Origin of the sequence: Sulfurimonas sp. (assembly GCF_041583195.1) — a bacterium.
In the GTDB taxonomy this organism is placed as follows: domain Bacteria; phylum Campylobacterota; class Campylobacteria; order Campylobacterales; family Sulfurimonadaceae; genus Sulfurimonas.
This window is the reverse complement of record NZ_JBFHGL010000003.1, coordinates 61,652-87,010: the sequence shown is the minus strand read 5'-3', so window position 1 is coordinate 87,010 and position 25,359 is coordinate 61,652. Positions and strand designations below refer to the sequence as shown.

General features: G+C 32.4%; 25 protein-coding genes and 1 tRNA gene. 19 read left to right on the top strand and 7 right to left on the bottom strand.

Translation table 11 applies throughout. The features are described from left to right. From ABZA65_RS03815 to ABZA65_RS03775, 9 genes are read left to right on the top strand one after another with little or no spacing between them, the layout of a single operon-like run. Positions 1-1,026 carry an LptF/LptG family permease gene (locus ABZA65_RS03815; protein WP_373070776.1) on the top strand — a complete coding sequence of 342 codons (1,026 nt, stop codon included), beginning with the start codon at positions 1-3 and terminating at the stop codon, positions 1,024-1,026. 2 nt (positions 1,027-1,028) lie between these two features. Further along, the gene (gene truA / locus ABZA65_RS03810; RefSeq protein WP_373070774.1) at positions 1,029-1,739 is read left to right on the top strand and encodes a tRNA pseudouridine(38-40) synthase TruA; all 711 of its coding nucleotides are present in this window, start codon (positions 1,029-1,031) and stop codon (positions 1,737-1,739) included. Positions 1,740-1,784: 45 nt separating this feature from the next. Then, entirely contained in the window at positions 1,785-2,921 is a 1,137-nt protein-coding gene (locus tag ABZA65_RS03805) for an exonuclease SbcCD subunit D (RefSeq protein ID WP_373070772.1), read from the top strand. After that, positions 2,908-5,277 (top strand): AAA family ATPase, encoded by a 2,370-nt coding sequence (locus tag ABZA65_RS03800; RefSeq protein ID WP_373070770.1) that lies wholly within the window; start codon positions 2,908-2,910, stop codon positions 5,275-5,277. The genes ABZA65_RS03805 and ABZA65_RS03800 overlap by 14 nt, the downstream gene beginning before the upstream one ends. A 1-nt stretch (position 5,278) precedes the next feature. Beyond that, positions 5,279-5,794 carry an O-acetyl-ADP-ribose deacetylase gene (locus ABZA65_RS03795; RefSeq protein ID WP_373070768.1) on the top strand — a complete coding sequence of 172 codons (516 nt, stop codon included), beginning with the start codon at positions 5,279-5,281 and terminating at the stop codon, positions 5,792-5,794. A 50-nt stretch (positions 5,795-5,844) separates the two neighbouring features. Further along, positions 5,845-6,099, top strand: a complete 255-nt coding sequence (locus tag ABZA65_RS03790) for a hypothetical protein (protein ID WP_373070766.1) — start codon at positions 5,845-5,847, stop codon at positions 6,097-6,099. 6 nt (positions 6,100-6,105) lie between these two features. Next, positions 6,106-6,597 carry a hypothetical protein gene (locus ABZA65_RS03785; RefSeq protein WP_373070764.1) on the top strand — a complete coding sequence of 164 codons (492 nt, stop codon included), beginning with the start codon at positions 6,106-6,108 and terminating at the stop codon, positions 6,595-6,597. 51 nt (positions 6,598-6,648) lie between these two features. After that, the gene (locus tag ABZA65_RS03780) at positions 6,649-6,936 is read left to right on the top strand and encodes a CDGSH iron-sulfur domain-containing protein (RefSeq protein WP_373070762.1); all 288 of its coding nucleotides are present in this window, start codon (positions 6,649-6,651) and stop codon (positions 6,934-6,936) included. Between the two features lie 44 nt (positions 6,937-6,980). Next, complete coding sequence (locus tag ABZA65_RS03775; RefSeq protein WP_373070760.1) at positions 6,981-7,787, top strand: L,D-transpeptidase; 807 nt, start codon at positions 6,981-6,983, stop codon at positions 7,785-7,787. On the opposite strand, the gene ABZA65_RS03770 is transcribed toward ABZA65_RS03775, so the two are convergent. Beyond that, the gene (locus tag ABZA65_RS03770) at positions 7,768-8,967 is read right to left on the bottom strand and encodes a murein transglycosylase domain-containing protein (protein ID WP_373070758.1); all 1,200 of its coding nucleotides are present in this window, start codon (positions 8,965-8,967) and stop codon (positions 7,768-7,770) included. The two genes, ABZA65_RS03775 and ABZA65_RS03770, sit on opposite strands and share 20 nt — an antisense overlap. Positions 8,968-9,021: 54 nt before the next feature. Here ABZA65_RS03770 and ABZA65_RS03765 point away from each other — a divergent pair, with 54 nt between their 5' ends. Further along, complete coding sequence (locus ABZA65_RS03765) at positions 9,022-9,720, top strand: DNA alkylation repair protein (protein ID WP_373070756.1); 699 nt, start codon at positions 9,022-9,024, stop codon at positions 9,718-9,720. Here ABZA65_RS03765 and ABZA65_RS03760 read toward each other — a convergent pair. Then, positions 9,710-10,456 carry an ElyC/SanA/YdcF family protein gene (locus tag ABZA65_RS03760; RefSeq protein WP_373070754.1) on the bottom strand — a complete coding sequence of 249 codons (747 nt, stop codon included), beginning with the start codon at positions 10,454-10,456 and terminating at the stop codon, positions 9,710-9,712. The genes ABZA65_RS03765 and ABZA65_RS03760 overlap by 11 nt on opposite strands. Before the next feature lie 47 nt (positions 10,457-10,503). On the opposite strand from ABZA65_RS03760, the gene ABZA65_RS03755 reads away from it, so the two are divergent. Then, the gene (locus tag ABZA65_RS03755; protein WP_373070752.1) at positions 10,504-11,238 is read left to right on the top strand and encodes a hypothetical protein; all 735 of its coding nucleotides are present in this window, start codon (positions 10,504-10,506) and stop codon (positions 11,236-11,238) included. Here the strand turns inward: ABZA65_RS03755 and ABZA65_RS03750 are convergent. After that, positions 11,235-12,329, bottom strand: coding sequence for an NAD(P)/FAD-dependent oxidoreductase (locus ABZA65_RS03750; RefSeq protein WP_373070750.1), 1,095 nt, complete (start codon positions 12,327-12,329; stop codon positions 11,235-11,237). The two genes, ABZA65_RS03755 and ABZA65_RS03750, sit on opposite strands and share 4 nt — an antisense overlap. A gap of 3 nt (positions 12,330-12,332) precedes the next feature. Then, a complete protein-coding gene (gene glyS / locus ABZA65_RS03745; RefSeq protein ID WP_373070748.1) occupies positions 12,333-14,351 on the bottom strand; it encodes a glycine--tRNA ligase subunit beta in 2,019 nt (672 codons plus the stop codon). Between the two features lie 144 nt (positions 14,352-14,495). Here glyS and ABZA65_RS03740 point away from each other — a divergent pair, with 144 nt between their 5' ends. The 3 genes from ABZA65_RS03740 to ABZA65_RS03730 all read left to right on the top strand — a co-directional run bounded on the left by ABZA65_RS03740 (position 14,496) and on the right by ABZA65_RS03730 (position 19,315). Beyond that, a complete protein-coding gene (locus ABZA65_RS03740) occupies positions 14,496-16,445 on the top strand; it encodes a methyl-accepting chemotaxis protein (protein WP_373070746.1) in 1,950 nt (649 codons plus the stop codon). A 102-nt stretch (positions 16,446-16,547) separates the two neighbouring features. Next, positions 16,548-16,934: a class II SORL domain-containing protein gene (locus ABZA65_RS03735; RefSeq protein ID WP_373070744.1), complete on the top strand. Its 387-nt coding sequence runs from the start codon at positions 16,548-16,550 to the stop codon at positions 16,932-16,934. Between the two features lie 224 nt (positions 16,935-17,158). Next, positions 17,159-19,315 (top strand): diguanylate cyclase, encoded by a 2,157-nt coding sequence (locus ABZA65_RS03730; RefSeq protein ID WP_373070742.1) that lies wholly within the window; start codon positions 17,159-17,161, stop codon positions 19,313-19,315. Here the strand turns inward: ABZA65_RS03730 and ABZA65_RS03725 are convergent. After that, the gene (locus ABZA65_RS03725) at positions 19,279-20,850 is read right to left on the bottom strand and encodes an EAL domain-containing protein (RefSeq protein WP_373070740.1); all 1,572 of its coding nucleotides are present in this window, start codon (positions 20,848-20,850) and stop codon (positions 19,279-19,281) included. The genes ABZA65_RS03730 and ABZA65_RS03725 overlap by 37 nt on opposite strands. Before the next feature lie 49 nt (positions 20,851-20,899). Between ABZA65_RS03725 and ABZA65_RS03720 the strand changes: the two genes are divergently transcribed. Both ABZA65_RS03720 and ABZA65_RS03715 read left to right on the top strand, forming a co-directional pair. Continuing rightward, complete coding sequence (locus ABZA65_RS03720) at positions 20,900-21,556, top strand: uracil-DNA glycosylase (protein WP_373070738.1); 657 nt, start codon at positions 20,900-20,902, stop codon at positions 21,554-21,556. Further along, the gene (locus tag ABZA65_RS03715; protein ID WP_373070736.1) at positions 21,553-22,824 is read left to right on the top strand and encodes a hypothetical protein; all 1,272 of its coding nucleotides are present in this window, start codon (positions 21,553-21,555) and stop codon (positions 22,822-22,824) included. The genes ABZA65_RS03720 and ABZA65_RS03715 overlap by 4 nt, the downstream gene beginning before the upstream one ends. Here ABZA65_RS03715 and ABZA65_RS03710 read toward each other — a convergent pair. Then, complete coding sequence (locus ABZA65_RS03710; protein WP_373070734.1) at positions 22,816-23,187, bottom strand: YbgC/FadM family acyl-CoA thioesterase; 372 nt, start codon at positions 23,185-23,187, stop codon at positions 22,816-22,818. The genes ABZA65_RS03715 and ABZA65_RS03710 overlap by 9 nt on opposite strands. Before the next feature lie 180 nt (positions 23,188-23,367). Further along, on the bottom strand, positions 23,368-24,393 hold the full coding sequence (locus tag ABZA65_RS03705; RefSeq protein ID WP_373070732.1) for a methyltransferase: 1,026 nt from the start codon (positions 24,391-24,393) through the stop codon (positions 23,368-23,370). Between the two features lie 389 nt (positions 24,394-24,782). Between ABZA65_RS03705 and ABZA65_RS03700 the strand changes: the two genes are divergently transcribed. The 3 genes from ABZA65_RS03700 (at position 24,783) to ABZA65_RS03690 (ending at position 25,325) form a co-directional block, all read left to right on the top strand. Beyond that, positions 24,783-25,001 (top strand): cold-shock protein, encoded by a 219-nt coding sequence (locus ABZA65_RS03700; protein WP_373070730.1) that lies wholly within the window; start codon positions 24,783-24,785, stop codon positions 24,999-25,001. Between the two features lie 71 nt (positions 25,002-25,072). Next, a tRNA-Met gene (locus ABZA65_RS03695) sits at positions 25,073-25,149 on the top strand. A gap of 29 nt (positions 25,150-25,178) precedes the next feature. Further along, positions 25,179-25,325: a hypothetical protein gene (locus ABZA65_RS03690; RefSeq protein ID WP_373070728.1), complete on the top strand. Its 147-nt coding sequence runs from the start codon at positions 25,179-25,181 to the stop codon at positions 25,323-25,325. Positions 25,326-25,359: the final 34 nt, after the last annotated feature.

Below are 25,359 nucleotides of genomic sequence, written 5' to 3'. Positions count from 1 at the left end.
ATGAAAATACTCCAAAAATATATCTTAAGTCATTTATCTGTACTCTTTTTATCGGTATTTTTACCGCTGTTTGCCATAGCATCTGTTATATTTTTAATTAAACTAGCTACTTTTACGGCTGTTGTAAAACTAACAATATGGGAGATGACGAAAATGTATATTTTCGTACTTCCTGAGGTATTCTTCTTTACTCTTCCGTTTTCTTTTTTTATAGCAGCTACACTAACACTTTTTAAACTATCAAACGATAATGAGATTATTGTATTTTTCTCACTCGGTATACATCCGAATTTTATTATCAAAACTTTGCTAAAACCGGCTGCGCTACTAGGTGTACTGTTATTTTTAAACTTTTTCGTGCTTTACCCGCATGCAAAAACTCTATCTAAAAACTTTTTTGCATATAAAAAATCACAGGCAAAATTTAACCTCTCAGCATCAGAATTTGGACATAAATTCGGAGACTGGCTACTTTATATAGGTAAAAGCAATCCTGATGAGACTTTTGAGGATGTATTCTTATTTAAAAAGAACCAAAAAAACAACGAAGAAGTTTTAATTAGTGCTAAAAAAGCAGAAATTATCAATGAAACAAACCTGCTTAGACTAAAGCTGACAGACGGTGAAGGATACAGCTATAAAAATGACAAGTTTTCCCAAATAAACTTTGAAAAGATGTTTATTAACAGTTCCCTTACAACTGATCTTGTAAAATACGAAACACCTATTGAATACTGGCAGTCAGATTTTGATATTGGTAGAAAATATAAAACATTTATTACAGATACTTTAATGAGTTTTTTCCCTATGATGTCACTTTTTTTAGCTGCTACTATAGGTATAGTTCATGTTAGACATAATAAAGGGAAAGCTTATTTATATATGTTTTTGGGGATCATCATATTCTATGAAGCTATACAGCTTTTATGGGTACCACTTTTCTTTTATGCGATCCCTGTTATTGCTATAAGCTGGTTGAGTGCTACATATATACTATATAGAAAAGTAATTGTTTCAAAGTTTTAGAAATGCGCGCCCTTTTAACATGTTCATACAACGGTACTCATTTTTTAGGTTCACAAACCCAGAGTGAAACTAAAAATACTGTATTTGGTCAAATTGAGCACGTTTTAAACGAGATCAACATCACTTCAAAACCGCAACCAAGCGGACGCACAGACAAAGGCGTACATGCAAGCGGACAAACTTTTCATATAGATCTGCCTGAGTTTTGGACTGATCTTAAAAAGCTCAAACGCATTCTAAATGAGATGCTTCCAAACTCAATAAAAATACTAACCATAAAAGAAGTAGATGAAGAGTTTCATGCAAGATATTCAGCTAAAAGCAGAGTCTACCGTTACCTTATAAAAACTACTTATTCAAACCCTTTTGAAGATGACTTTATAAGCTTTTACAAAGATGTTAACTTTGAAGAGATTCAAAAGAAGATGCCAGTTTTTGTAGGTGAATATGATTTTAAGCAGTTTATGAAAACAGGTAGTGATACAGGCTCGACTGTTAGAGAGATTTATAGGTCTTTTGCATATAAACACAAAGGTCTAATAGTTTTAAACTTTGAAGCCAACGGCTTTTTAAGAAGCCAAATCCGTCTTATGGTCGGAGCGCTTTTAAAACTCAGCGAGTCTGAAATAAAAGAGCAGCTAGAATGTACAAAGCAGCATAAGATCAAACCCGCACTTGCAAACGGACTATACCTAGCCAAGATAAAGTATTAAGCGTTTTTATAAGTTGTTTTAAGTTCAAAAACACTACCATATCTTATGAAGATTATCCACTTTAGCGACACCCATTTAGGGTTTAACGACTTAGAAGTTTTAAACGATGAAAATATCAACCAAAGAGAGGCTGACTTTTACGATGCTTTCAAACAAGTTGTTGAAAATATAAAACTTACTAAACCTGACTATATCATCCATACAGGTGATCTCTTTCACCGCTCATCTCCCTCTAACCGTGCCATAACTTTTGCGCTTGAGCAATTTAAAATAATAGACTCGCTAAACATCCCGTTTATCATAATAGCAGGTAATCACTCAACACCAAGAACAAATCTGAGCTCGCCAATTTTAAAAATTTTCAACTCTTTTAAAAACATACATACATCATACAATCAGGTATACAAAAAGATAGAGTTTAAAGATGTAGCGTTTCACACCCTGCCCCATATGAATGATGAAACAAAAGCACTACCACAAATAGAGCTTTGTGAGAAAAGCATAGACGAGAATAGAAAAAACATTATGATGATGCACTGCTCTGTAGGGGCTCATTACTTGATGCAAGAATTTGGGGAGTGGGTATACCCAAAAGATAAAGAGTATCTATTTGAAAAAATGGACTATGTAGCTCTTGGGCATTGGCACGGCTTTGGTCAGGTCGGTAAACATGAGAATGTATACTACAGCGGATCAACAGAGAGGACAAGTCTGAATGATAAGAGAAATTCAAAAGGCTACATTGAGCTAACTTTAAATGAAGAAGACTCTTTATTTGGCGCTTTGGAAGTTGAATACAAAGAGATCAATATACGTCCTTTCATCACTAAAGAGATAGACTGTGAGGATTATGAAAATTCACTTGCATCTCTTGATACTAGTGACACTAAAGATGCTATCGTAGAGGTTAAGCTAAAAAACCTCTCTTCTATGCAATCTATTGAGATTCAAAACTCTGATATAAAAGAGCGTTTCAGCGAAGCTATGAGTGTCAATATAAAAAGAGAGTTTAAAAGCTCTGCAAATGATAACAGCGTAGAGGGTGTTGAAGCACAAAGTATTGAAGAGTTCTTTTTAGAACATATAAAAGAAGGCGCTGAAGATAAAGAGTACGACAGACTTAAGAACAAAGTTCAAGAGCTGTTTGCAAGCTATGAAGAGGTTTCAGATGATACTAACTAGACTACATCTTGAAAACTTTAAAAAATATACCTCGTACGATATAGATTTCGGTGAGGGACTCATTGGGATCATAGGTAAAAACGGAAGTGGAAAATCTACAATATTTGAAGCTATACTTTTTTCCCTTTACGGTGAAGCTAAAAAACGTGGAAACAAAGAGCTGCTTAGAAACAGCTATTCATCTGAAAAAGACGCAGTAGTGGTTGAGCTAGTATTTGAGTTTGAATCTACAGAGTATAAAGTTGTAAGAGAGTTTCGAGGAAAAGCTATGAGTGCAAATGCAAAGCTCTTTAAAAATGGTGAACTTACTACAACTGGAGCTAAAGAGGTAACAACTGCTATTATAAAACTAACGGGTATGAGTAAAGATGCTTTTATGCATACACTCTTTGCATCTCAAAAAGAGCTAACAAGCCTAAGCAGCCTTAAAAACGAAGATCGTAAAAAGATGATCCGCCGTCTTTTGGGACTGGAGAAAATAGACTTTGTAGAAAAAGAGCTGATCGATAAAAGCCGTACTTTAAAAAAAGAGATAGACGCTTTTAGAGAGGTGCTTCTAAGTGATGACGAGATCAAAACAAAACAAGAGCAGATCAAACAAAACCAAGATAAAAAACATCAGCTGATCAAAGATGAGCAAAACAAAACTAAAGAGCTTATAATCCTAAAAGACAAAGAGTCACTAATAAAAAAAGAGCTGGACGTTTTTGTAAAAACAAAAGAGCAAAAACAAAAACTACAAGCCGGACTTGATCTTATAAAAAGCAACAAAAGCATAGAACTGCTAAATGAGACAAAACTAATTGCCGAGGTACACGAACTAGAACACAAAAAAGAATCTCTTATTTCACTTGAAGGTGCAAAAAAAGAGTATCTTAGTCTGCAAGAAGATTTGAAAAACCAAGAGAAACTAAAAGAGCACTACCTTAGACGTGAAGGTCTTCAAAAAGAACAAGACCAACTAAGAGATCAATATAAAAAAGCCAAAGAAGATATACACACACTTGAAAAAGAGTGTGAAATGTTCGAACAATACAGCTTTGATCACAAGAACTTAGAACAAGAACTCTCGATCAGACAAGACGATATAGAGGCTAAACATACGATAGAGAAAGAGATCCAAATAGAGGTAGGTTCAGAGCAAAGAATTATAGATGAGACAAATGCCAAAATAAAAGCCCTAGAAAAGCTCGGAAGTGAATCTGAATGTCCAATATGCACAAGACCGCTTTTAGAAGAATACGACAATGTTATAAGCTCTTTAAACGCTATAGTCCAAGGGACTCATCAAAAAAAGATCGATGAGCTTAATAAACAGCTAAAAAATGTCACAGATCAAAAAACAAAACTAATAGATGAGAAAAAAGTAAAAGAGAAAGAGTTTGCAGAACTAAGTAAAAAACTCAACATCATAGAGAGCAAACAAAAAGATCTGACAAACGCAAAAGAGCACTTTAAACAAGTAGAACTCAAAGGACTAAAAAACAAAGAAGAGCTAAAAGAGTTAGAGAACTACAGCTACGATCCTAAACTTCATACAAAAATGTTAAAAAGTTTTGATGAACTTTCTCATAAATACAAACATATATTGGCACTAGAAACTGAAACCAAGCGTTTGGACTCTGTAAAAAAAGATCTTGATAAGACACTTGCAAACATAAAAGATCTAGAACAAAAGTACAAAGAAAAAGAACAGCAATTCAGCAAAGTAAACTACGATGAAAACGCTCACAAACAAAAAGAGTCTGAACACTCTCAAGCTCTAAAAACAGTTGAAGAGCAAACAGAGCAAATACACAAAATCAAAGTTGAAGTAGCTTCAATAGAGGGAGAGATCAAAACAATTCAGAGCTCACTTGACAACAACGAAACCCAACTTAAAAAAGTACAAAGTAAAAAAGATGATCTTCAAGACTATGAGAAGATCAAAACAAGCCTAGCGGAGTTTAAAACACGTCTTAATTCCAAAGTAGCACCTAGAATATCTGCCATTGCATCTGAAATGTACGCGCGCATAACTAAAGGAAAATACCAACACATAGAGGTAAGCAACGACTTTGACTTTTTCATCTATGATGAGAGTAAAAAGTATCCGATCGAGAGATTCTCAGGCGGTGAAGTCGATCTTGCAAACTTGGTACTTCGCATAGCCATAAGTAAAACACTAACAGAGTTAAGCGGTGCAAGTTCTATAGGATTTTTAGCATTTGATGAAGTGTTTGGATCTCAAGACGAGGCAAGACGTATGGAGATACTAGAAGCGTTTCATACGATCAAAGAGCAGTACAGACAGATCTTTTTGATCAGCCATGAGATGGAGATCAAAGAGATGTTTGAGAGTGTTGTGGAGTTGTAAAATGATTAACCTAAAAATATCAGACATTACACAAGAAGATGTATCTGCAGTGGTAAATGCAGCAAACAGTTCACTTCTTGGTGGTGGCGGAGTTGATGGTGCCATTCACCGTGCAGGAGGCTCACAGATCCTTGAGCAGTGTAAAGAGATCAGAGCTACAACTTACAAAGACGGTCTGCCTACTGGTGAAGCTGTTGTGACAAGTGCAGGAGACATGAAAGCCAAGTATGTGATCCACACGGTAGGTCCCGTCTATCCCTCTTGCGCTGATCGTTGTGAAGAGCTGCTGACTAACTGCTACGTAAACTCTCTAAAAGTAGCTCGTAAGTTAGGATGTACATCCGTCTCTTTTCCTGCGATCTCTACAGGTATCTATGGCTATCCTAAAGATAAAGCGGCAAAAGTAGCCTACAAGGCAGTCCAGTCCTTTTTAGAAACAGACGACACTATGGAAGTGAACTTCGTATTTTCATCGCAAGCTAGTTACGAGATTTTTAAAAACTCTATATATAAATAAATATATAACAAATTGTGCTAAAATTGTTACATAACAAATAAGGTGGTTTTATGCGTGTATTATTATTGATCTTATCACTAAGTGTATATATGTTTGCAGATGATGCTGTGTCTTATTTTAAAGAGTCTGATAAAAATGAACTTTTATGTCATGTCGGTCAACACTCATTTAAAATGATCTCCCATAAAAATGCTACTATTGAGCATATAAACGGTCACTATTATTTTAAACTGATTGATGAGAATTTCTACTTTTTATCTAATGCATGTCAGCCGCTTAGTAAAAAGCAAGGTATTATTTTTTAAATCTGTATGAACAACATAAGTAAAACTCTCCATGAGAATGAATCGATATTAGCACAAGCAGAGATTTCAAGAACTTTTTATACATCTATTGCCCTGCTTTATATGCTTGGATTTACACTGCTTTTTATAGGTTACGAGTACGAGATCGGAGTTATTGGAGCGGTTTTAGTTATACGCACGTTTTATGTAAACATGCAAGAGATCAAAGAAAAAGCTTCATACCACTGTCTTCTTACCGAACAAAGACTGATCATACTAAAAGGTCATAAGGTAAAAGAGATATACCCGATTAACCTTGAAGATATAAGAACCATATATATAAAACCAATTAACCAGACGCTAAAAGATGTACTAGATGTTGGAACATTAGAAGTTATAACTACATACGGCGGTCGCTATGTAATAAGAAATATAAAAAGACCTTACCTGTTTCATAAAGCCATAATAGGCGATATAGTTAGTGCTACACACTACTCAAACAAGTCTAATAAAAAATAAACAAAATTAATACTACAATAATAAGCTAAGCAAATAAAAAAGGAAGTCATTATGTGTAAAGATGCAATTGTTTATGACAACAAACCAAAAGCAGTAACACTTGAAGCAGGACATAGTTACTACATCTGCCAATGTGGAAGAAGTAAAGATGAGGGTGTGTTTTGTGATGGAAGTCATGCAGATACAAAATGCCCTACTACATGTTTGCCGAAAAAAGTTGATATAGAAAAAACTAAGCAGTATCACATATGTATGTGCAAATCTAGCAAAAATATGCCGTTTTGTGATGGTACACATAGCTTTTATACTGAAGATGATATAGGCAAAAAAGTTAAGTAATGGTACGTATTTTGCTTTCATAAACCTAAAACCAGGGTTTATGATTGTTTATTAAAATACTATCCATCTCAATATTGTTATCGATTTTTCTACAAGCATCCACTTACGATCTAGAAGATATCAAAAAAGACTTCTATAAAAAAGTCGTTATACACTCAAATCACAAAAAGTCTCCTAACAAATTTAATCTCTCTGAAAGCTACTTCAATAAAGCAAAAATACATTTACTAAAAGAACAAGACAATTTTACTTATACACAGTTTGTAGCCCTAGTAGATCTATCTCAACAAGTTCTTGTATTAACAATCTGGGATAACGATGAAAAAGATTTTTTTCCTATAGGTTTTGACTATATATCAAGCGGTGATATTAATAGAGAGATTGAAACTAAAACTGGTGAAGACCACTATGTAAAAACTCCCGCAGGGCTGTTTGATATAAAAAGTGGATGGCGTTCTGATGGTAAAATGAATGATGAGAATACAACAAAACCATATGGAAACAAAGGTAGATTTGTATTTTTCTTTGGAATTCAAGATAGCGTTAGATATAACTCGTTTGATAAAGACGGTAAAAAGATCAAAGATAAAAAGAAATGGATACTTATAAAAGACAAACTGAGTCTAGCTATGCACGCACACAGTCTTAGAGAAACTCTTGGAAAACCTCAGTCTCACGGGTGTATACGTATGAGTGAAGAACTGAACAAGTTTTTAGATAATAACTTTGTATTTTTTGCTAACCTTCTAGATGGTGAAAAATGGACTCATCCGTATGAACCAAAACCAAAAAATCCAAAAAACTATCAACTAGCAGGCAAGTATGTATTAATTATAGATAGCGTTTTTTAGCTTCTGTAACTTTCTTTATATAGTCTCTCGTCTCTTTATATGGCAAGTGTTTACGAAGGTGATTATAAACTGAACTTGGTGACATTGAGTTTATTTTAGAAGCAGCAATGTCTCTGTTTTTATGAAAACTCTCAAGAACATTCCCGCTACCCGTATTGTATGCAGCTATTGCACATAGCTCTCGATTTCTATCATTTGTTATTTTTGATAGATAACGCTCTTGCAAAATATGCATATATGCACTTCCCATCTCTATGTTGTTTCTAGCATTAAAAAGATAGTTTCTAGTCGGTTTCCCATCTGTTTTTTTCAAAAACTTCCAAGCATCACGTCCTGCTGAATTTGGAACGACCTGCATAAGTCCGTATGCGGGAATTGCACTTGTAGCATAAGGGTTAAAATGGCTCTCAGTCTCAATAAGTGCAAATATAAGTGCACTCTCAAGCCCAAAACGTTTTGCTTGTTCTTTTACAATTGAAGCATAGTTTAATTCAGAAGTGTTTGAATAATTATCTTGCTTCATTTTAAAAGTAACATAGTAATTCGTTTTATATCCGGAAGTTGTTTTTATACTTTGCTTTTTTAAACTTCTTTCTATAAGCTGCTTTGCAAAACGATCTGCCCTCCACTGCCAACGAATCGGTTGTCCATCAAAGTCAACAACACGCTCATGTAAAAATGGTACACCTACATGAGTTACATTTCTTGTTGAGAATAGATCCACATCTTCAGGGTTCTGAGGGTTTAAAAGTGAGCTTGATATAACTTCTTGAAGAGTTTTAATAGGATTTTGTGTATCTGTTGTTTCAACTTTAACTACACCGTTTTCAAAGTCAATTATCGTACGTGCTTTAAAATCTTTTACATATTTAACATAGTTGTATTTAGTAGCAACTTGCGCTTTTTTACCCCAGTGAGGTGCTGCTTTTTTTTGTACATAAGTTACGCGTTTATTGTATTGTATCTGAGCTTTAGTTAGTTCTTTTGGCTTTGGTGGAAGAATTTTTGGTTTTGGTATTGGCTTATAATCTACTATTTCAGGCTCTTGAAACGGTATAAATTCAACCTTTTGCTCTTTAACTTTTGCTACTTGCTTTGGTTTAGTTTTTTGTTCATGTACAAACCTGGTACTACAACCCACAAAACTTAAAACTAAAACAAATAAAACTAAATATCGCAAATCAAACCTTTTTTTATGTTATTGTATCAAGTTTAAATTCAAAAGGTTTTAAAAATGAGTGAAGATACGATAGTAAAATATTTAAAGTCAATTTCCAATGATGAAGTTGCCAAGGTCACTAAAAGCTTTTTTAAAACTAACAAGGGTCAGTATTCTCACGGTGATATTTTTTTAGGTATTAAAGTTCCTGATATACGTAAAGCCATTAAAAAATTTCCAACTGCTTCACTGATTAAGATAGAAATGTTATTAAGCTCAAAATACCATGAAGTTAGGCATTTTGCACTACTTTATATGGTTGGCAGTTTTTCAAAAGCTGTCCAGAAAGAAAAAGATAATATCTATAATATCTATCTAAAAAATACAAAGCATATAAATAACTGGGATTTGGTTGACTGTTCAGCTCACCATATAGTCGGTTCATATTTAGAAGATAAAGATAAAGAAACACTATATAAACTAGCACTTTCAAACTCTTTGTGGGAGAGACGTATTGCCATTGTAAGCACCTTTTATTTTATAAAACAAAACAGCTTTGATCATACGCTTAAGATCGCAGAGATGCTATTAAACGATCAAGAGGATCTAATCCATAAAGCAGTTGGATGGATGTTAAGAGAGGTTGGTAAAAAAGATGAAGCTTTAGAAAAAACCTTTTTAGATAAACATGCTAAAAAGATGCCTAGAGTGATGCTTAGGTATGCTGTCGAGAGGTTTGCGAAGGAGGATAGAAAGTTTTATCTTAACCTCTGATTTTCGCCCATAAAATACCTAAATATTCATGTATAGCCATACGACTTCTCTCTAAACTTGTTGTACTTGGAGGTTGTAAAAACTCGTATTCACCTGATTTTTTAAAGTATGTCGGAGCAGCTATTGGATTCATACCATTACTTTTAAATAACATCATAGATCTTGGCATATGTGTAGCAGATGTAACAAGGACAAACTCTTTTTCCCCAACTATGCTCTTAGAAAACTCAGCTTCTTCATAAGTATCTTTTGGTTTAATACCAACTATGATGTCTTCCTTTTTAACTCCTAATTCTAAAGCTAATTTTGTATTTGTAATAGCTGCAGGAACTCCTATCTTTCCACCATAACCTGTAAAAATTATCTTTGAATTTGGAGTTCTTTTATGTATAATCACTCCTTCTAATACTCTTTTCACTGAAGCATCAGACAAACTTGAACTTAAAGGTTGTGTTTCATCAATGGTATGCCCACCACCAAGAACATGTATATACTTTATTTTTTTAGAATAATCATATTTCTCATGCCTTTCTTCAATATGCTTAATAAGAAAATTTGAAAAAGGCGGGTATGAAAAAAGAAATAAAAAGCCAAATGAAGCGCTCAGTAGTATTTTTGCAAATCTATTTTTGCCTACATATAAGAAATAAAGCCCTAATGCGAACAAAAGAAGTATAAAACCCATAGGCTCAACAAAGAATGTAATAGTTTTTTTTATTATAAATCCAATATCCATAGTGAAATTTTAGCTATAATTCCATTTAATAACAAATAGGATAGTTTATGCAGATTTTTGGAAGATTTGATACAAAGTTTGATGATGAATTTTTAGTTGAACACTACATATACATAAATGAAGACGATGAGAAGATCACGAGTAAAGATCTGGAGTTAAAACTAAAGAAAAAAAGAAAGCACGTAGCGGGTACTATATTTTTATTTAACCCTTGTATGAGCCCTGAAGGTTATAACACTAACAGCTCACTGGCATCTCAAGGCTATGAATTTAACGGTGAGTTTGTTGAGTTAAACTTTGATGATATGTCTAACCTACTTTATCAGGCTACGAAAAAAGAGTATAAAGGCAAACTTATTGAGATTAAATACCTTTTTAACATAAACCTTTCAAACATTGAGACTACATCTATTTTAGATAAGTTTGCAGTTGATTTGGATCTTTATAACTCAGGTCAGCTTACTATTTTTGAAAAAACTATGAACTATCAAGATGTTCAAAACATTAGAATAAGTGGAAAGTTTGTATTTATGGGTGTCGGGCACAAATATGACCCTCAACATATAGGAATATCTAACTATGCAAAAGCTATTGCCCAAAAAGCACAGGAGCTTGGAAAAGAGGTCGTATTTATACACGATCGTAACTACAATGCAGATGAGTGTATAGAAAGATCATACTTTTTACATCCATTAGCTCAAGGAAAAGCGAAAGATACACGTGCGTATGCTTTTAAAGGTGCGTTTATGACTAACCCACCTCAAATAAAGCGTATAGACTAGCCTCTTTTTACCCAGCGGGCAAAAAATCTCGCAGGGCTTAACATATCTTCTATCTTTTTACCTTTTAAAATATAATCTGCTAATTTTTTAGCTAAATATGGGGCTAAAACAAATCCGTAACCACCATTTCCATTGATCATATAAAGGTTCGGATAGTATATAAATTTTTCAAAGTCAGGTTTTTTAACACGTATATTTTTCTCACCACATTCTAGTGTCTCATGTGAATTAACTATACGACCTAGAAGAGGCAGATAATCAAAACTACCGCTTCTGAGCCCTACATAATCTTTGATGATCTCTACATCTGTTAAGTCAAGTGTACGTGTGGCTTTCTCCAGCAGCTCTACCCTGCCATAACTTAGGTCATACTCCTCTTTAGAAGTCTCTGGATGATAATGAACATTATGTGTAGCACCTATTGCCATTACACCGCCATTGTTTGGTGACATAGATACAAAATGATGAATGGAGTTTTCATTTTTTGTACTTGTTTTTATATCTATTCTGTGTCCCCAAACTCCACGCAATTTTATACAAGGTTCATTTAACAGTGATTTGTATGCACCAGTTGCCAAAACAACTTCTTTTGCAGCGTAAATATCGTTTAACACCCAGTAAGAATCTTCATATACAAGTGAGCTTATATTTTCTTGTTTAAATTTTGCACCTTCACATAAAGCTTCGCACATATTTTTTGCATCTACTATGCCAGAATCGATCGATACATATTCTTGATCGATATTAACAGAGTTCTGATCATATAGCTTTAGAGATGTGTGTGTTTTATAGTACTTTAGATCCTCTGCATCTTTTTCATCTTTTGCAATATGGATAAGTCTTGTTTTGTTATAAATATTTGGGAAGTTTTTCTCATAGAAATCTGTAGAATAAACAAAAGCATCATGAATCAACTCTTTTAACTCACCAGCTTTTGAAAACTTTGGAGATATAAAAGCACCGGCTGCCCCGCTGCCTCCGGCTGCAATAGCATCTTTATCAAACACTATTACTTTTTTGCCTGCTTGTATAAATTCATAAGCTACACTGGTACCGTTGATCCCAGCCCCAACTATAGCTATATCATACATATATTAGATAGATACCTCTTTGATATCTGCAATGTTTAGAATACTTTTATATATATTTGCCACTAAAGATTTACGGTTATTTTTAACCTTTTCATCTTCAGCATTTACCATTACATCTTCAAAAAATTTATCAAGACTTGGTTTAAGTCCAAGAAGTGCATCCAATTCCTGCTCGTAATTCTCATATGTCTCAGAAATAACTTTGTTATACTCAGCGTGTAAAACTTTTTCAGCCTCAGCTTCAAACAGAGATTCGTCTACACTCATATCTTGAGAAAGATCGATATCTTTTGTAATGTTTGAAACCCTTTTAAAAGTTGAACTTGCATCTTTAAAATTATCCGAGTTTGCGATATTGTTAAGTGCATCAATCTTGTTAGCGATAGCTAAAAGTTCTCTCTCACCTGAAGCAAGCACAGCTTCTACTATAGATGGATTAACTTTATAGTATTGTTTCACACGCTCTAATATAAATGCTTCAAGCTTAGATAGGTCGAACTCTGCATATTCAGCTGAGAGCTCTTTTATTGTTTCTACTATATCAAATTCAAAACCGTATTCGTTTGTAATACGGATGATCCCGTTTACAGCACGGCGAAGTGCAAATGGATCACGTGAACCTGTAGGGATCTGGTTTATACTAAATAGAGCTATTAAAGTATCAAGCTTTAAACTCATAGCTACTATAGCACTAAGTTTAGTTGATGGTAAAAGAGAGTCTTCACCCTCAGGGAGATACTGCTCAGTTATTGCAGTAGCTACAGCTTTTGAATGTCCTGCTTTAAGAGCGTAGTAACCACCCATAATACCTTGAAGTTCAGTAAATTCATAAACCATTTCACTCATAAGATCAGCTTTAGCTAAAGATATAGCAGTATTTAAATCATCTTTATTATCGTTTGGCGTGTATAGTTCAAAAAGTTTGTTTGCTATCTTAGTCTCACGTTCTATCTTGTCTTTAACACTTCCTAAACCTTTAAAGAAAGCAACTTTTTCAAGCCCCTCTGTACTTAGTCCATTTTTAAGGTCATTCTCCCAAAAGAACAGTCCATCTGCAAGACGTGGACGAAGAACTCTCTCATTCCCTTCTACAACATCTGAAAAATCATCTGTTAGAGCGTTTGATACTACACAGAACTTATTTATAAGTTTGTTATCTTTAAATACAGGAAAATAGCGTTGGTGTTCTTTCATAGACGTTATAATAACTTCAGGTGGCAGAGTCAAGAATTCCTCATCAAAACTACCTAAAAGAGGCGTTGGATTTTCAGTAATAGCAACAACTTCATCTAAAAGATCTTCATCAATCTCTATTACAACACCGTTTTCATTTTCTAACTTCTTAAATGCATCTAAAATACTTTTACGTCTTTCATCTTGATAAAGTGTAACACCACCCTCTTTTAAAGTGTTAAAATACTCTTTTGCACCATCTACATTTAGTGCGTTAAAATTGCTTATACGGTGTACAAATGTATGTTTTTCAGATTTTACGCCAAATAGTTCTGCATCAACCAGATCATCTCCAAGCATTACGTTTAACCAACGAATCGGACGAATGAAACTCTCAGAATTACTTGACCATCTCATAGACTTACCAAAATCCAGTGACATAATCCACTTAGTTATAATCTCATTTAAAAGTGTTTTAGACTCCTGCCCTTTAACATCCTTTTTGTAGTAAAGTACCTCTTTGCCGTTTTTTTCACTACGTCCAAGTTCATCTATGCTAACACCACACTTTTTAGCAAACCCTAATGCTGCCGGTGTAGGCTCTCCATCTTTAAAAGCTACTGCTACAGGTGCTCCGAAAAACTCTTCTACTGAATCATCTTGTGATAATTTGAATTCTGGATGCCATAAAACCAAACGTCTTGGCGTATAATAAAATTCAAACTCACACAGAAGTGAATATTCTTCTAAGATCTCAACATATTTCTTTTCAACTTCTTTTAGCTGTTTTAAAAGTGGAACGGCCGGGAGTTCTTCAACTCCAACCTCAATCAAAAGTGGTTTTAACATAGATATCTCTTTAATAATTAAATATTCGGGATTTTACCCATATTATGGTTAAAAAATGCTGTATTGAATACTATTAATGAAACCAAAAGTAATAAAATGGTAATATTCCAACCAAAATTAACACTAACAATAAAGAGTATCAACATGTTAAAACAACTAAGAAAATTTAAAATAAGTACAGCTTTTTCAATAATAATTTTTTTAACAATCGTTACAATTACAACAGCTGCATATTTAAAACTTTACACTGAAAATAAACATACACTAGACAATAATTTAAAATCTCAAGCAGAATCAATTCTTAATTTTGCAGGCGTATTGTTAAATAGTAGAAATGAAAAGTTTTTCAGTGGTGAATCACCGGAAATTCCTCAGGTTATACAAAATGAAGTATTTGAAAAATTCACAGATGTTTCAGAGGGAAAGGTATTTTTTAAACAAGCTTCAAAGCACCCTATGCTGGAAACAAACAAGGCTGTAGATTATGAAGAAACTTTAATAGACTATTTTTCTGAAAATAAGGATATAAAACAAAAAGAAAAGTTTATAAAAGAGGACAATAAAGACTTTTATATACTTGCAAGACCAATAATTGCGGAAGACAGATGTAAGATGTGTCACCCTACTTGGAACACAGGTGAAGTTATAGCTGCTGAAAATGTAAAAATTGATCTGGTTGATTACAACGATGCACTTGACTTTAATCTTTATACACTGCTTTTGAACTGGTTTTTAAACATCTTTTTAGTTCTACTTGCCGTTCAGTTGTTTTTCCATTATGAGATCTCAAAAAGAGTATCAAAAATATTAAATATAATTTTTAAAATAGAAAGAGGAAACTTTGTTTTAGAAGAGGATCTTAAAGGTGAAGTTACACAGCAGGGTTCAACAAACAATGAACTAGACAGAATCATAAGACACCTTGATAAAACTGCTAAAGCATTGCAGCCTGTAATTCATAATGTTGTTCAAAAATCAAAAGAGATAACGTTTAATGCTTCATATGCAACTGTAAAAGTTGAGGAAAACTCTATAAAAATATATGAACAAGACAGTGCAGTTTCAAAATCTGTAGAATCTATAAATGATGTTAGTCAAATAAACCAGGATTTGATGGATCAGATGAATGTTCTAAAAGATGACTCTCAAAAATCTATCCAAAGTGTTGAAAACGGTAAAGACGTATTAAACTCAAACATGCAAAGTACTGATAAAGTATATGAATCTATAGAAAAAACAGCTGATTCGGTTGAAGGCCTTAGAACGCTTTCAGCTGAAGTTTCACATGCTATTGCTGCTATTTCAGATATAGCGGATCAAACTAATCTGCTTGCACTTAATGCTGCTATAGAAGCTGCTCGTGCAGGTGAACACGGTCGCGGTTTTGCCGTTGTTGCAGATGAAGTTAGAAAACTAGCTGAGAAATCTCAAAAAAGTGCTACTGAGATAAAAGGCGTTATATCTAACATCGAACAAAGTATTAGTGAAGTTACAAGTGATACAGAATCTACTAAAGAGATATTTGGGGAACTTAGAGAAAAGACTGAACAGCTTGAGAACAACTTCAGCTCAATAGAGGAAACTCTTGAAATGACTGTAAGTTCGATAAACAGCTTTGAAGAAAAATTCGATACACAAACAACTAAACTCGAATCTGTTCATAACAGCTTAAGTGACATAAAAGAGTTCTCAACACACTCTTTAGCAACTTCAAAAGTATTAAATGAAACAATTGATGAGATCATGGATGAAAGTTCTAAACTAAAAGATTTAAGTGACGGTTTCCAAGCAGTCCTAAATAACAGGGTAGAAAATAGAACTGTAATTACACCACCTTTAAAAGCTATCTTTCACCTCTCAAACAATATAAAAGAGGAAGGTTATATATTTGACTCTAGTACTTCAGGTATAGCATTTTATTTTGCAGACAAAACTATTAAGCCAAGTGATCTTGAACAACAAACTATGAAAGTAGAACTTGATTCAGGACTTAATGATCCTAGCTACAATAAGATACTTGATAAAAAATATAAAGTTAAATATGCCCTAGACAAGGGAAATGCAAAAATATTTTGTGGAGCTGAGATTATATAATTTAAAAATAACTTAAATAAGAGAAATAAACTCTTATTTAACTTTATCAAATATATTTCAAGATACAATATTGAATAAATTTAAACTTCAAAGGAATAAAAAATGCCAAAGATTAACAAATACGTTGACATCGACACTGTAGAAAGAGAAGCTAAAAAAGATTATATTGACCGTCACTCACCGTTTATTCACTGTGATTCAAGTGCAAAAAAAGGTGAAATGTTCGCTGTAACTGTAAAAATGGGAGAAGAGTACACTCACCCAGATGACTTTGATCACTACATTGCTAACATCGCACTTTACAATGGTGAAACTCTTTTAGCACGTGCTGACTTCGTAGCAGGTACATTAGGAAATGAAAAGTCTCATACAACTGTAACTTTTAATATCCGTCCAATGGGTAAAAAACTAGACTTAGTTGCTCATGCATACTGTACTAAACACGGTGTTTGGGAATCAACTCCTGTAACTGTTGAAGTAGCTGAATAACACTCCTTATATTTTAAAGCCCTACTCTTAGGGCTTTTTTTAACAACTATCACATTTTATCTCAATACGTTTTTTTAACGATCACATCTTTTAACTTAAGTAACATTAACAATAACATTTATGTTAATTATTCAAATATCACATTATTTTAAACTTAGTTTTTATCTAAAATGATATAATTAAACAAATATGGGGATATTTAAGAAGGGGATATTTAAATTTATATGAAATACATTTTAGTTTTTACTACTTACTTTTTAATATTTAATAACTTTATACTAGCCGATCAACTCAATCTGACAAAAAAAGAAAAAGACTGGATCAAGCAACACTCTGTAGTAAAAGTCAGCAATCAAAGTGATTGGGCTCCATGTGACTATAATAGAAATGGAGTAGCCAGAGGATACTCTGTAGATCTAATAAAAAAACTAGCTGAAAAATCCGGAATAAAAGTTAAGTTTATAAACGCTCCTTCTTGGAGTGAGCTTTTAGAAAAATTTAACAACAACAAAATAGATCTGATGCATACTATGGCATGGAATAAATCAAGAGATAATAAATATCTTTTTTCAGCTCCATATATGCCATATAAAAACTCCTATATTATAAGAACAGACGAAAACAGTATACACTCAAGTGAAGATTTAGACGGTAAAACTATTGCAACAGGAAAAGATTGGGATATTGTTAAAACTTTAAAAAAGAAGTACCCAAATGCCACTATAATAGAACTACCAAATAGCTTGAGTATGCTAGAAGCTCTATCAATGAATAAAGTTGATGCTATTGTAGACAACATTAATACAATCAAGTTTCTGATGAGTGAGAATATTATTACAAATGTCAAACATGGCGGATATATTGAAGATCAAGCATATAAGAAAAAGTACCTATATTTTGTAGCACATAAAACTTCTCCTGAACTAATAAGTATTTTAAATAAAGCATATGATAATTTAACCACAACTGAAAAACTGGACATTCAAAAAAAATGGTTTTCAAAGACAAATACAAAAGAGCTTGTTTTTACAAAAGAACAACATCAATATCTTAAAAATAAAAAAGTTATTAAGATGTGTATCGATCCAAATTGGATGCCATATGAAAAATTTGATCAAAATGGAAAGCATATTGGCATGACTGCTGAATATTTCAAGTTGTTTGAAAGTAAAATAGGCATACCTATAAAAGTAGTACCATCAAGCACCTGGACGGAATCAATACAAATTGCTAAAACAAGAGGTTGTGATATCTATTCTTTAGCTATGGAAACACCTGAACGCAAAGAATATATGAATTTTACCTCTCCGTATTTGAGTATACCTTTAGTTCTTGCGACAAATATGCATGTACCGTTTATAAATGATATGAGAAATATAGAAGATCAAAGAATAGGTATTGTAAAAGGTTATGCATTTAACGAAATCATAAGACAAAAGTACAAAAATATAAAAGTAGTAGACGTAAAAAATATAAATGACGGTTTGCAAAAAGTTATAAACGGTGAACTATATGGTTTTATCGGCACGCTGGCAAGTGTAGGTTATGCTTTTCAAAAAAACTTCATGGGTGAGTTAAAAATCACAGGTAAATTTGATGAAAAATGGGAACTTGGCATAGGTACTAGAAACGATGAACCTATACTTCAAAATATTTTCGAAAAATCTATTCAGAGTATATCAAGTCGTAAACATCAAGATATATTAAATAGGTATATAGCTATTAAATATGAAAAAGGCACTGACTATAGTCTTATTATAAAAATCTTAGTAATTGCTACAATATTAGCAGCTATAGGTATTTACGCATACAGAAGGCTATCACTTGCAAACAAAGAGCTAAAAGCACTGCAGGATAAACTCGTTGAACAAGCTAACAGGGATCCTTTAACTAATCTATACAACAGAAGATATTTATATGATGTAGCTTCTAATCTTTTAACCATTTCAAAAAGAGAAAAAACTGATATTGGAATCATAATGCTTGATATTGATAATTTTAAACAAATAAATGATACTCATGGTCATGCTGTCGGAGATGAAGTTATAAAAAGCCTATCAAATATTTTAACAACGCATACCAGAGAGAGTGACATAATAGCAAGATTCGGCGGTGAAGAGTTTATAGTTCTTCTCCCACATACAGACTCAAAGGGTGCGACGAATATAGCATCGAAACTTAGAGCTATAGTTGAAAATGAAATAGTGACTATAGACAAAAACCTAAAAATAAAATTTACCATTAGTTTAGGTGTAGATAATGTTTTAAAAGATGACAAGAATATTGACAGTGCCCTAAATAGAGCCGATAAAGCACTGTACAAAGCGAAAGAAAATGGTAAAAATCAGCTTTGTATATTTAAAGAAGGTTTATCTATATAATAACCTTGTGAATAATCAATTCCAAGCTCTTTAACTTTATCCGATACTGTGCTTGAATGAACATATTCAGCTATTGTTTTTATGTTTAGTTTTTTAGCAAAATCAACTATTGTCTCAACTACTAAACGTGAATTTACATCTACATCTATATTGCTGATCAAAGAACCGTCTATTTTTATAAAATCAACGTCCATTTTTATAAGATATGAGAAGTTAGAATACCCGTCTCCAAAATCATCAATAGCTATTTTTGCGCCATGTCTTTTTACCTGATTTATAAACTTTGATACTTTTGTAAAATCAACAATAGCTTCGGATTCAACAATCTCAAAAGTAACCCTATCTGAAGCATCTGAAGCTTCTAACTTATCTATTATAAACTTGAAGATTTCCGTATTCATAACATCATCAATAGATAAGTTTATGCTAAAGTCATAATTATTGTCTTTAAAGACTTCAAAAGACTTATCTATTATGATTTTTGTTATTAAATTATATACTTTAATTCTTTTTGATAAAGGTATAAACAGAGCAGGACTAACTACATTGTCAGACTCGTCAAGCAGTCTTGCTAAACATTCATATTTAACAATTTTCCCTGTTTTATTGTCTACTATGGGTTGAAAATATGGAATTATTTTTGAATTTTCAACAGCATGTCTAACTTTTGCAGATACATCTAAATTTTGCTCATACTGATTTTCAAGTCTCATGCTGTCTTCATATATCCAAAACGGTAGTTGATTATCTCGTGCATATTTTAAAGCCATAGAAACTTTAGCAAACATATTTTCATTTGTAGAACTTGCACTTGATGAGAGTGTTAAACTCATAGCGATCTGTGAACCTTGATAATCTACTTGAATAAAATTGATCTTTTTATACAGTTCTTCTAAATATTGTTTTAAATCATAAAAAGTCAAATTTTTTTCTATAAGAACTGCAAACTCAGTACCTGAGATTCTGTAAACTTGGTCTTTAATGTTTTCTTCTAAAAATTTACCTATTTGCTCTAATACATAATCCCCTACTATAAAGCCGTAAAAGTTATTAATCGTACTAAAGTCATCTACAATTATATTTATTAAAGTACTCTCTTCACTGTCTCCCAAGTCTTTTCTTAGTTTATAAAGGTTTGGAAGATGAGTCAGGTTATCTGTAAAGTATCTACTTAAGAACTCTGTTTTACATTGCTTTAACTCTTCTGCTAGTTTATAGTTATTATCATTTAAAGTGTTTAATATATTACTTTGCAGATCATTTTCTGTACTATCCATATAGTAGCCGTATACAACTACCCTAGTTTTTGTCCTATCATTATGTTTTAACAACACGACTTCGGCATTTTCAACTCTTTTTGAAAGTTCCTGCTTTAAATTTTGAACCAATACAGTGTTATGTATTATTGAATACACATGAATTAACATATGCTTACAGTCTAGTTCAGAAATTTCTCTAACAGTCTTTTCAACTTCCGATGATGATTCTAATAGATATTCTTTTATATCAAGTGTTTTATTTTTATCTTTATGCAAAACAATTCCTATTATAATTACAGTTCAAACTATATATGAAGGTGAATATTTGGATTCTTATCAAAACCTGGCACTTTTACAAAACCTCTATCGTTTAAAAGCTCTGGGCTATGAATATACCGATCCTTTTTCAATTAATTCAAATTCACATAATGAAAAACCGTTAAATATTTCTCAATTGTATCAGAACATATCTTTATGTCATCTTTGTGATTTAAGTAAATCACGTTCTCAAAGTATGCCTGGATTTGGAAACAAAGATGCAGATCTTATGATAGTAGACTACAGTGTGTCTCAAAACGACGATAAACTGAACTCTTATTACTCCGGAAGAAGCGGTGAAATTTTAAAAAAAATGATAGAAAACGTACTAGAACTTACGACTGAGAATATTTTCTACACACATGCCGTCAAATGTAAGCCTTTAAACGCAAATAAGCCTTCTCAGTCTGAATGGGAATCTTGTAAAAATTATCTTTTTTCACAAATAGAATTTATAAAACCTAAAGTAATTGTTACTTTAGGTAAAGAAGCATATGCTAAAATAACGGGAGTTGATGAAGACTTTGAAAATGTCAGGGGACATGTAATTGATTTTAGAGAATATAAACTAGTTCCTATTCATCATCCAAGTTTCTTGCTTAGAAATCCTGAGAGCAAAAAAACAACATATAATGACCTTATAACTATAAAGAGCTGTTTATGAAAATAATATTTTTAATAATTACATTTTTATCTGTAATACTTAATGCACAGAGCTATTTAATATCTAACATACCTCTGCCTAAAACATATATTCAAAACCTGGATCCTTATCCGTGTAATGAAGATTGTCTTCAAGAATTGCTTGATAACGATATGATCTTATCATTTTTAGCTCATGCACAAACTAAACTTGATGATCCTGCTCAAGATGAAGTAAGGATGATGAGCATATCTATATTAAATCTTGGTTCACAAGTTAGTGACAGACTTAAAATCGCACTTCTTTTACCTCATAAAAAAATAGGTCGTTACGCAGCATCTACAACTAATGCATCTTTTGCATATCTTATAGCCAGAAATCAGAACTTCGATCTAAAAACATATAACATTGATAATGAAAGTAAAGAAGATATTCAAGAAGCACTAACTCAAATTCAAAAAGACGGCTTTGGATATATCATTGCCCCTTTTACAAAAGAAGGTGCAGAAACTCTTATATCATTAAGACCGTATGAAAATGTATACTTTCCGACTATACATAAAAAAGATACAAATTCCAGCTTACAGAATGTGTATTTTGGAGGAATTGACTACAAAGCTCAAAGTGATATGCTTTTAAAAGAAGCTGTATCCCCTCTAGTAGTTTTTTACGATCAGTCTTCAACAGGTAAAAAACTTGCCGAATATCAAGAGACAAAGTATATGTATAAAGATGTTCAACCAACAGAGTTTAATGACTCTGAAGATGAACAACAAACAGAAGTAGTAGCTTATGATGATAATCGCAGTATAGTAAAATTTTCAATACCTAGACGAACTACAAACTTAGAAGAGCAACTTTCTGAAAACGAAGCTATCAAAGAGGGATCATTTATTGTAAATACACCTATTGTAAAAAGCTCAATGATCATCTCTCAACTTACAATGTACGATACAAATGCGACAAATGTATTATCTACTCAAATAAACTACGATCCTTTGATCTTGTCACTTACACAGTATGAAGACAGAGAAAATATGGTTATAGCAAACTCTATTACAGAGAATAACTCTATATTTACAGAAACAAATGCTCTTTTAGGAAACGATATAGTGTATGATTGGATTAACTATACTACTACTGTAGGAATAGATTACTTTTTTAACCTAATTACAAAACAGGATAGACAATACAAAATAAAGGTAGTTGATAATCAGATGCAGTACCCTATAGAGTTACTGCAACCATCTAAAACGAGGTTTATAAAGTATATTTCAAAACTAGAATAATTCTAATAAAAATTCTTTTACCTCGTTTAGCTTTTGTGCACGTCCTTCAAAATCTATGTAGGCTAACGTGATCACAAGTTCAAAAAGTTTAACATCATCTTTATATACCGTTTGTTTTAACGAAAAAGATGCGTTTTTCATCTCTAGTAGTTCTGTTTTAACATCTAAAACATCTCCAAGTTTTGCAGGTCTATAATAATCAGCTACTATCTTTCTAGCTACGAAATGTCCATTTTCAAGTTCAGGTGTCATACCGCGACTAAAAAAAACTTCACTCCTTGCACGTTCACAAAAGTTTAAATAGTTTGAATGGTATACTATACCACCTGTATCTGTATCTTCATAATAAACTCTTATCTGCATCCTACAACTCCATAAATTACACTATTTATAGCTTTTATTCTAAAATATTATTGTAATTGTAGCAAGAGTTAGTGAAACTCAGCTTTTTATAGCATTCAAATATTTCTAAGGCTTTGAGTAACACGTACAGCTAATATATTTACTTTACGTTCCAATATAAAAATCAAGGCATATTAAACTTTATCGAACAGATAGGTTCTTTAATGTAAAGACTGCCCCTTTTTGACCAATTTGATTCTCTTGTCTTAGTATAATCTCCTCTTTATCTAGAACATCAAACCCGACCTCTTTACATAAGGACTCTATATATTCCATAGTATGAGAAAACCTTCCGCTTTTTGCCAGTTTATGGTCTGATGTATTAACTTCTGTGGAGAGTTCAATAGTAAATATAAAATAGCCGTTATCATTTAGGCACTTTCTCACACTAGAAAAGACAACTTGCAAATCTCCAATATATATGAAAACATCTGCCGCTAAAATTAGATCAAACTCTTTTACATTTTCTAAGAGAAAATCATGAATATCATCTATGTAAAGTGTAGTGTAAATATCTTTTTTTCTTGTTTCTTTTATCATGTTGGTAGATATATCTACACCGACTATATTAGGAAACATATCTATAATAGCTTTTCCTAACAGTCCCGTACCACACCCTAAATCTAAGATTTTTGAATCTTTTGGAGGATTTAAAGATTGTAGTTTTTCTTTTATAATAGATGGTACTTTGTATTGCAGAGAATTTACTAGATGGTTTTCAAAATGATCAGCATAGCGGTCAAACAAATCTTCTGCATACTCAGAAGAGTATTGGCTACTTGTTTCTTTATTTGTCGATGCTAAAAGATGATTCGCTCCTGGATGTTCAGGTGTCTTTTCTAGTGTTTTATTAAGATACTCGAGCATTTTATTTTCATTCTTCATTTTTCTATAGCATTGTGCCATTGAAAAAAGAGCGTCAGAAAAATCAGGGTTTATTTTTATTGCCTTTTGTAAGTAAAAAAGACTAAGTTCAAACTTATTAAGTTTATCATATATATTAGCTATATTGTGATAGCAAATATAACATTTGTCATTTAATTTAACTGCTTTTTTTAAATATAAAAGTGCATTTTTATAATCGTTATTATTGTTATAGTGATTTGCTTGTTTAAGATAGTCATCTATCTCACTAGAGTCAATTTCAGTAGTAGGTTGTTTTTTCATATAGCAGCTCCAAAGGACTGAGCTGCAGAAAATATTAATTAAGTTTTAAATCAAAAAAGATAAAAATAGGCTCTATGGGAGTATAGCATTTAAACCTTTAAAGTAAATGGTTAAATAAATATTACTTAGATAATGACTTATTAAAACTTATCTAGTAAATAATGTACTTTTTAAAATACGAAATAAAACATTTATTTTTTTAAAGCTTGCTATTACATATCAATTCAGCTATACTTTCCAAATCGAATGATGATTTAGAGTTTCATCTAAGGCAAGATTTTTATTGCTTACTTACAGTTTACAGTATTAACCTCCCAACAGAACAACACTCCACATTATAATTTTGAGCATTTCAGTAATGATATGTATTAATAACTAAAGGAATTGCAATGGCAACTCAAATAAACGGAACAGTAAAATGGTTCAACAGTGAAAAAGGTTTCGGTTTTATCGAACCAGAAAACGGCGGTAAAGATGTATTCGTACACTATCGTCAAATTAACAGTAATGGAAATGAACGTGTTTCTCTTAATGACGGTCAAAAAGTTAGTTTTGAAATTGGTCAGGGTGAAAAAGGCCCACAGGCTGAAAACGTTTCTGCTCTTTAAGAGTATCAACGGACAGAGACTCCTCTGTCCAAATCTAAATATCTCCAAATAATATATACAAAAAATCTTATCGCGGAATAGAGCAGTTCGGTAGCTCGTTGGGCTCATAACCCAAAGGCCGTTGGTTCAAATCCAACTTCCGCAACCAATCAAAAATAAAAAATATAAGGAGACTATATGCCAATTAATTCAATAAATATATCTACGCTAATTAAATTAAATGTATTAACCAGACTTTTAAATAACAATGAGTTATTTAATATTGCTTGTTCAAAGTCAGGATTATCAATAAGTAATGCTAAAAAACTTTTAAATTTTAAATAAAGTAAGCTTATAAACTAAACTAACTGTGTTCAAA

What these genes read in the sequence shown, in the direction of transcription:
- ABZA65_RS03815 (WP_373070776.1), top strand. Translation starts at nt 1, where the DNA reads ATGAAAATACTCCAAAAATATATCTTAAGTCATTTATCTGTACTCTTT.
- truA (WP_373070774.1), top strand. Translation starts at nt 1,029, where the DNA reads ATGCGCGCCCTTTTAACATGTTCATACAACGGTACTCATTTTTTAGGT.
- ABZA65_RS03805 (WP_373070772.1), top strand. Translation starts at nt 1,785, where the DNA reads ATGAAGATTATCCACTTTAGCGACACCCATTTAGGGTTTAACGACTTA.
- ABZA65_RS03800 (WP_373070770.1), top strand. Translation starts at nt 2,908, where the DNA reads ATGATACTAACTAGACTACATCTTGAAAACTTTAAAAAATATACCTCG.
- ABZA65_RS03795 (WP_373070768.1), top strand. Translation starts at nt 5,279, where the DNA reads ATGATTAACCTAAAAATATCAGACATTACACAAGAAGATGTATCTGCA.
- ABZA65_RS03790 (WP_373070766.1), top strand. Translation starts at nt 5,845, where the DNA reads ATGCGTGTATTATTATTGATCTTATCACTAAGTGTATATATGTTTGCA.
- ABZA65_RS03785 (WP_373070764.1), top strand. Translation starts at nt 6,106, where the DNA reads ATGAACAACATAAGTAAAACTCTCCATGAGAATGAATCGATATTAGCA.
- ABZA65_RS03780 (WP_373070762.1), top strand. Translation starts at nt 6,649, where the DNA reads ATGTGTAAAGATGCAATTGTTTATGACAACAAACCAAAAGCAGTAACA.
- ABZA65_RS03765 (WP_373070756.1), top strand. Translation starts at nt 9,022, where the DNA reads ATGAGTGAAGATACGATAGTAAAATATTTAAAGTCAATTTCCAATGAT.
- ABZA65_RS03760 (WP_373070754.1), bottom strand. Translation starts at nt 10,456, where the DNA reads ATGGATATTGGATTTATAATAAAAAAAACTATTACATTCTTTGTTGAG.
- ABZA65_RS03755 (WP_373070752.1), top strand. Translation starts at nt 10,504, where the DNA reads ATGCAGATTTTTGGAAGATTTGATACAAAGTTTGATGATGAATTTTTA.
- ABZA65_RS03750 (WP_373070750.1), bottom strand. Translation starts at nt 12,329, where the DNA reads ATGTATGATATAGCTATAGTTGGGGCTGGGATCAACGGTACCAGTGTA.
- glyS (WP_373070748.1), bottom strand. Translation starts at nt 14,351, where the DNA reads ATGTTAAAACCACTTTTGATTGAGGTTGGAGTTGAAGAACTCCCGGCC.
- ABZA65_RS03740 (WP_373070746.1), top strand. Translation starts at nt 14,496, where the DNA reads ATGTTAAAACAACTAAGAAAATTTAAAATAAGTACAGCTTTTTCAATA.
- ABZA65_RS03735 (WP_373070744.1), top strand. Translation starts at nt 16,548, where the DNA reads ATGCCAAAGATTAACAAATACGTTGACATCGACACTGTAGAAAGAGAA.
- ABZA65_RS03730 (WP_373070742.1), top strand. Translation starts at nt 17,159, where the DNA reads ATGAAATACATTTTAGTTTTTACTACTTACTTTTTAATATTTAATAAC.
- ABZA65_RS03715 (WP_373070736.1), top strand. Translation starts at nt 21,553, where the DNA reads ATGAAAATAATATTTTTAATAATTACATTTTTATCTGTAATACTTAAT.
- ABZA65_RS03710 (WP_373070734.1), bottom strand. Translation starts at nt 23,187, where the DNA reads ATGCAGATAAGAGTTTATTATGAAGATACAGATACAGGTGGTATAGTA.
- ABZA65_RS03705 (WP_373070732.1), bottom strand. Translation starts at nt 24,393, where the DNA reads ATGAAAAAACAACCTACTACTGAAATTGACTCTAGTGAGATAGATGAC.
- ABZA65_RS03700 (WP_373070730.1), top strand. Translation starts at nt 24,783, where the DNA reads ATGGCAACTCAAATAAACGGAACAGTAAAATGGTTCAACAGTGAAAAA.
- ABZA65_RS03690 (WP_373070728.1), top strand. Translation starts at nt 25,179, where the DNA reads ATGCCAATTAATTCAATAAATATATCTACGCTAATTAAATTAAATGTA.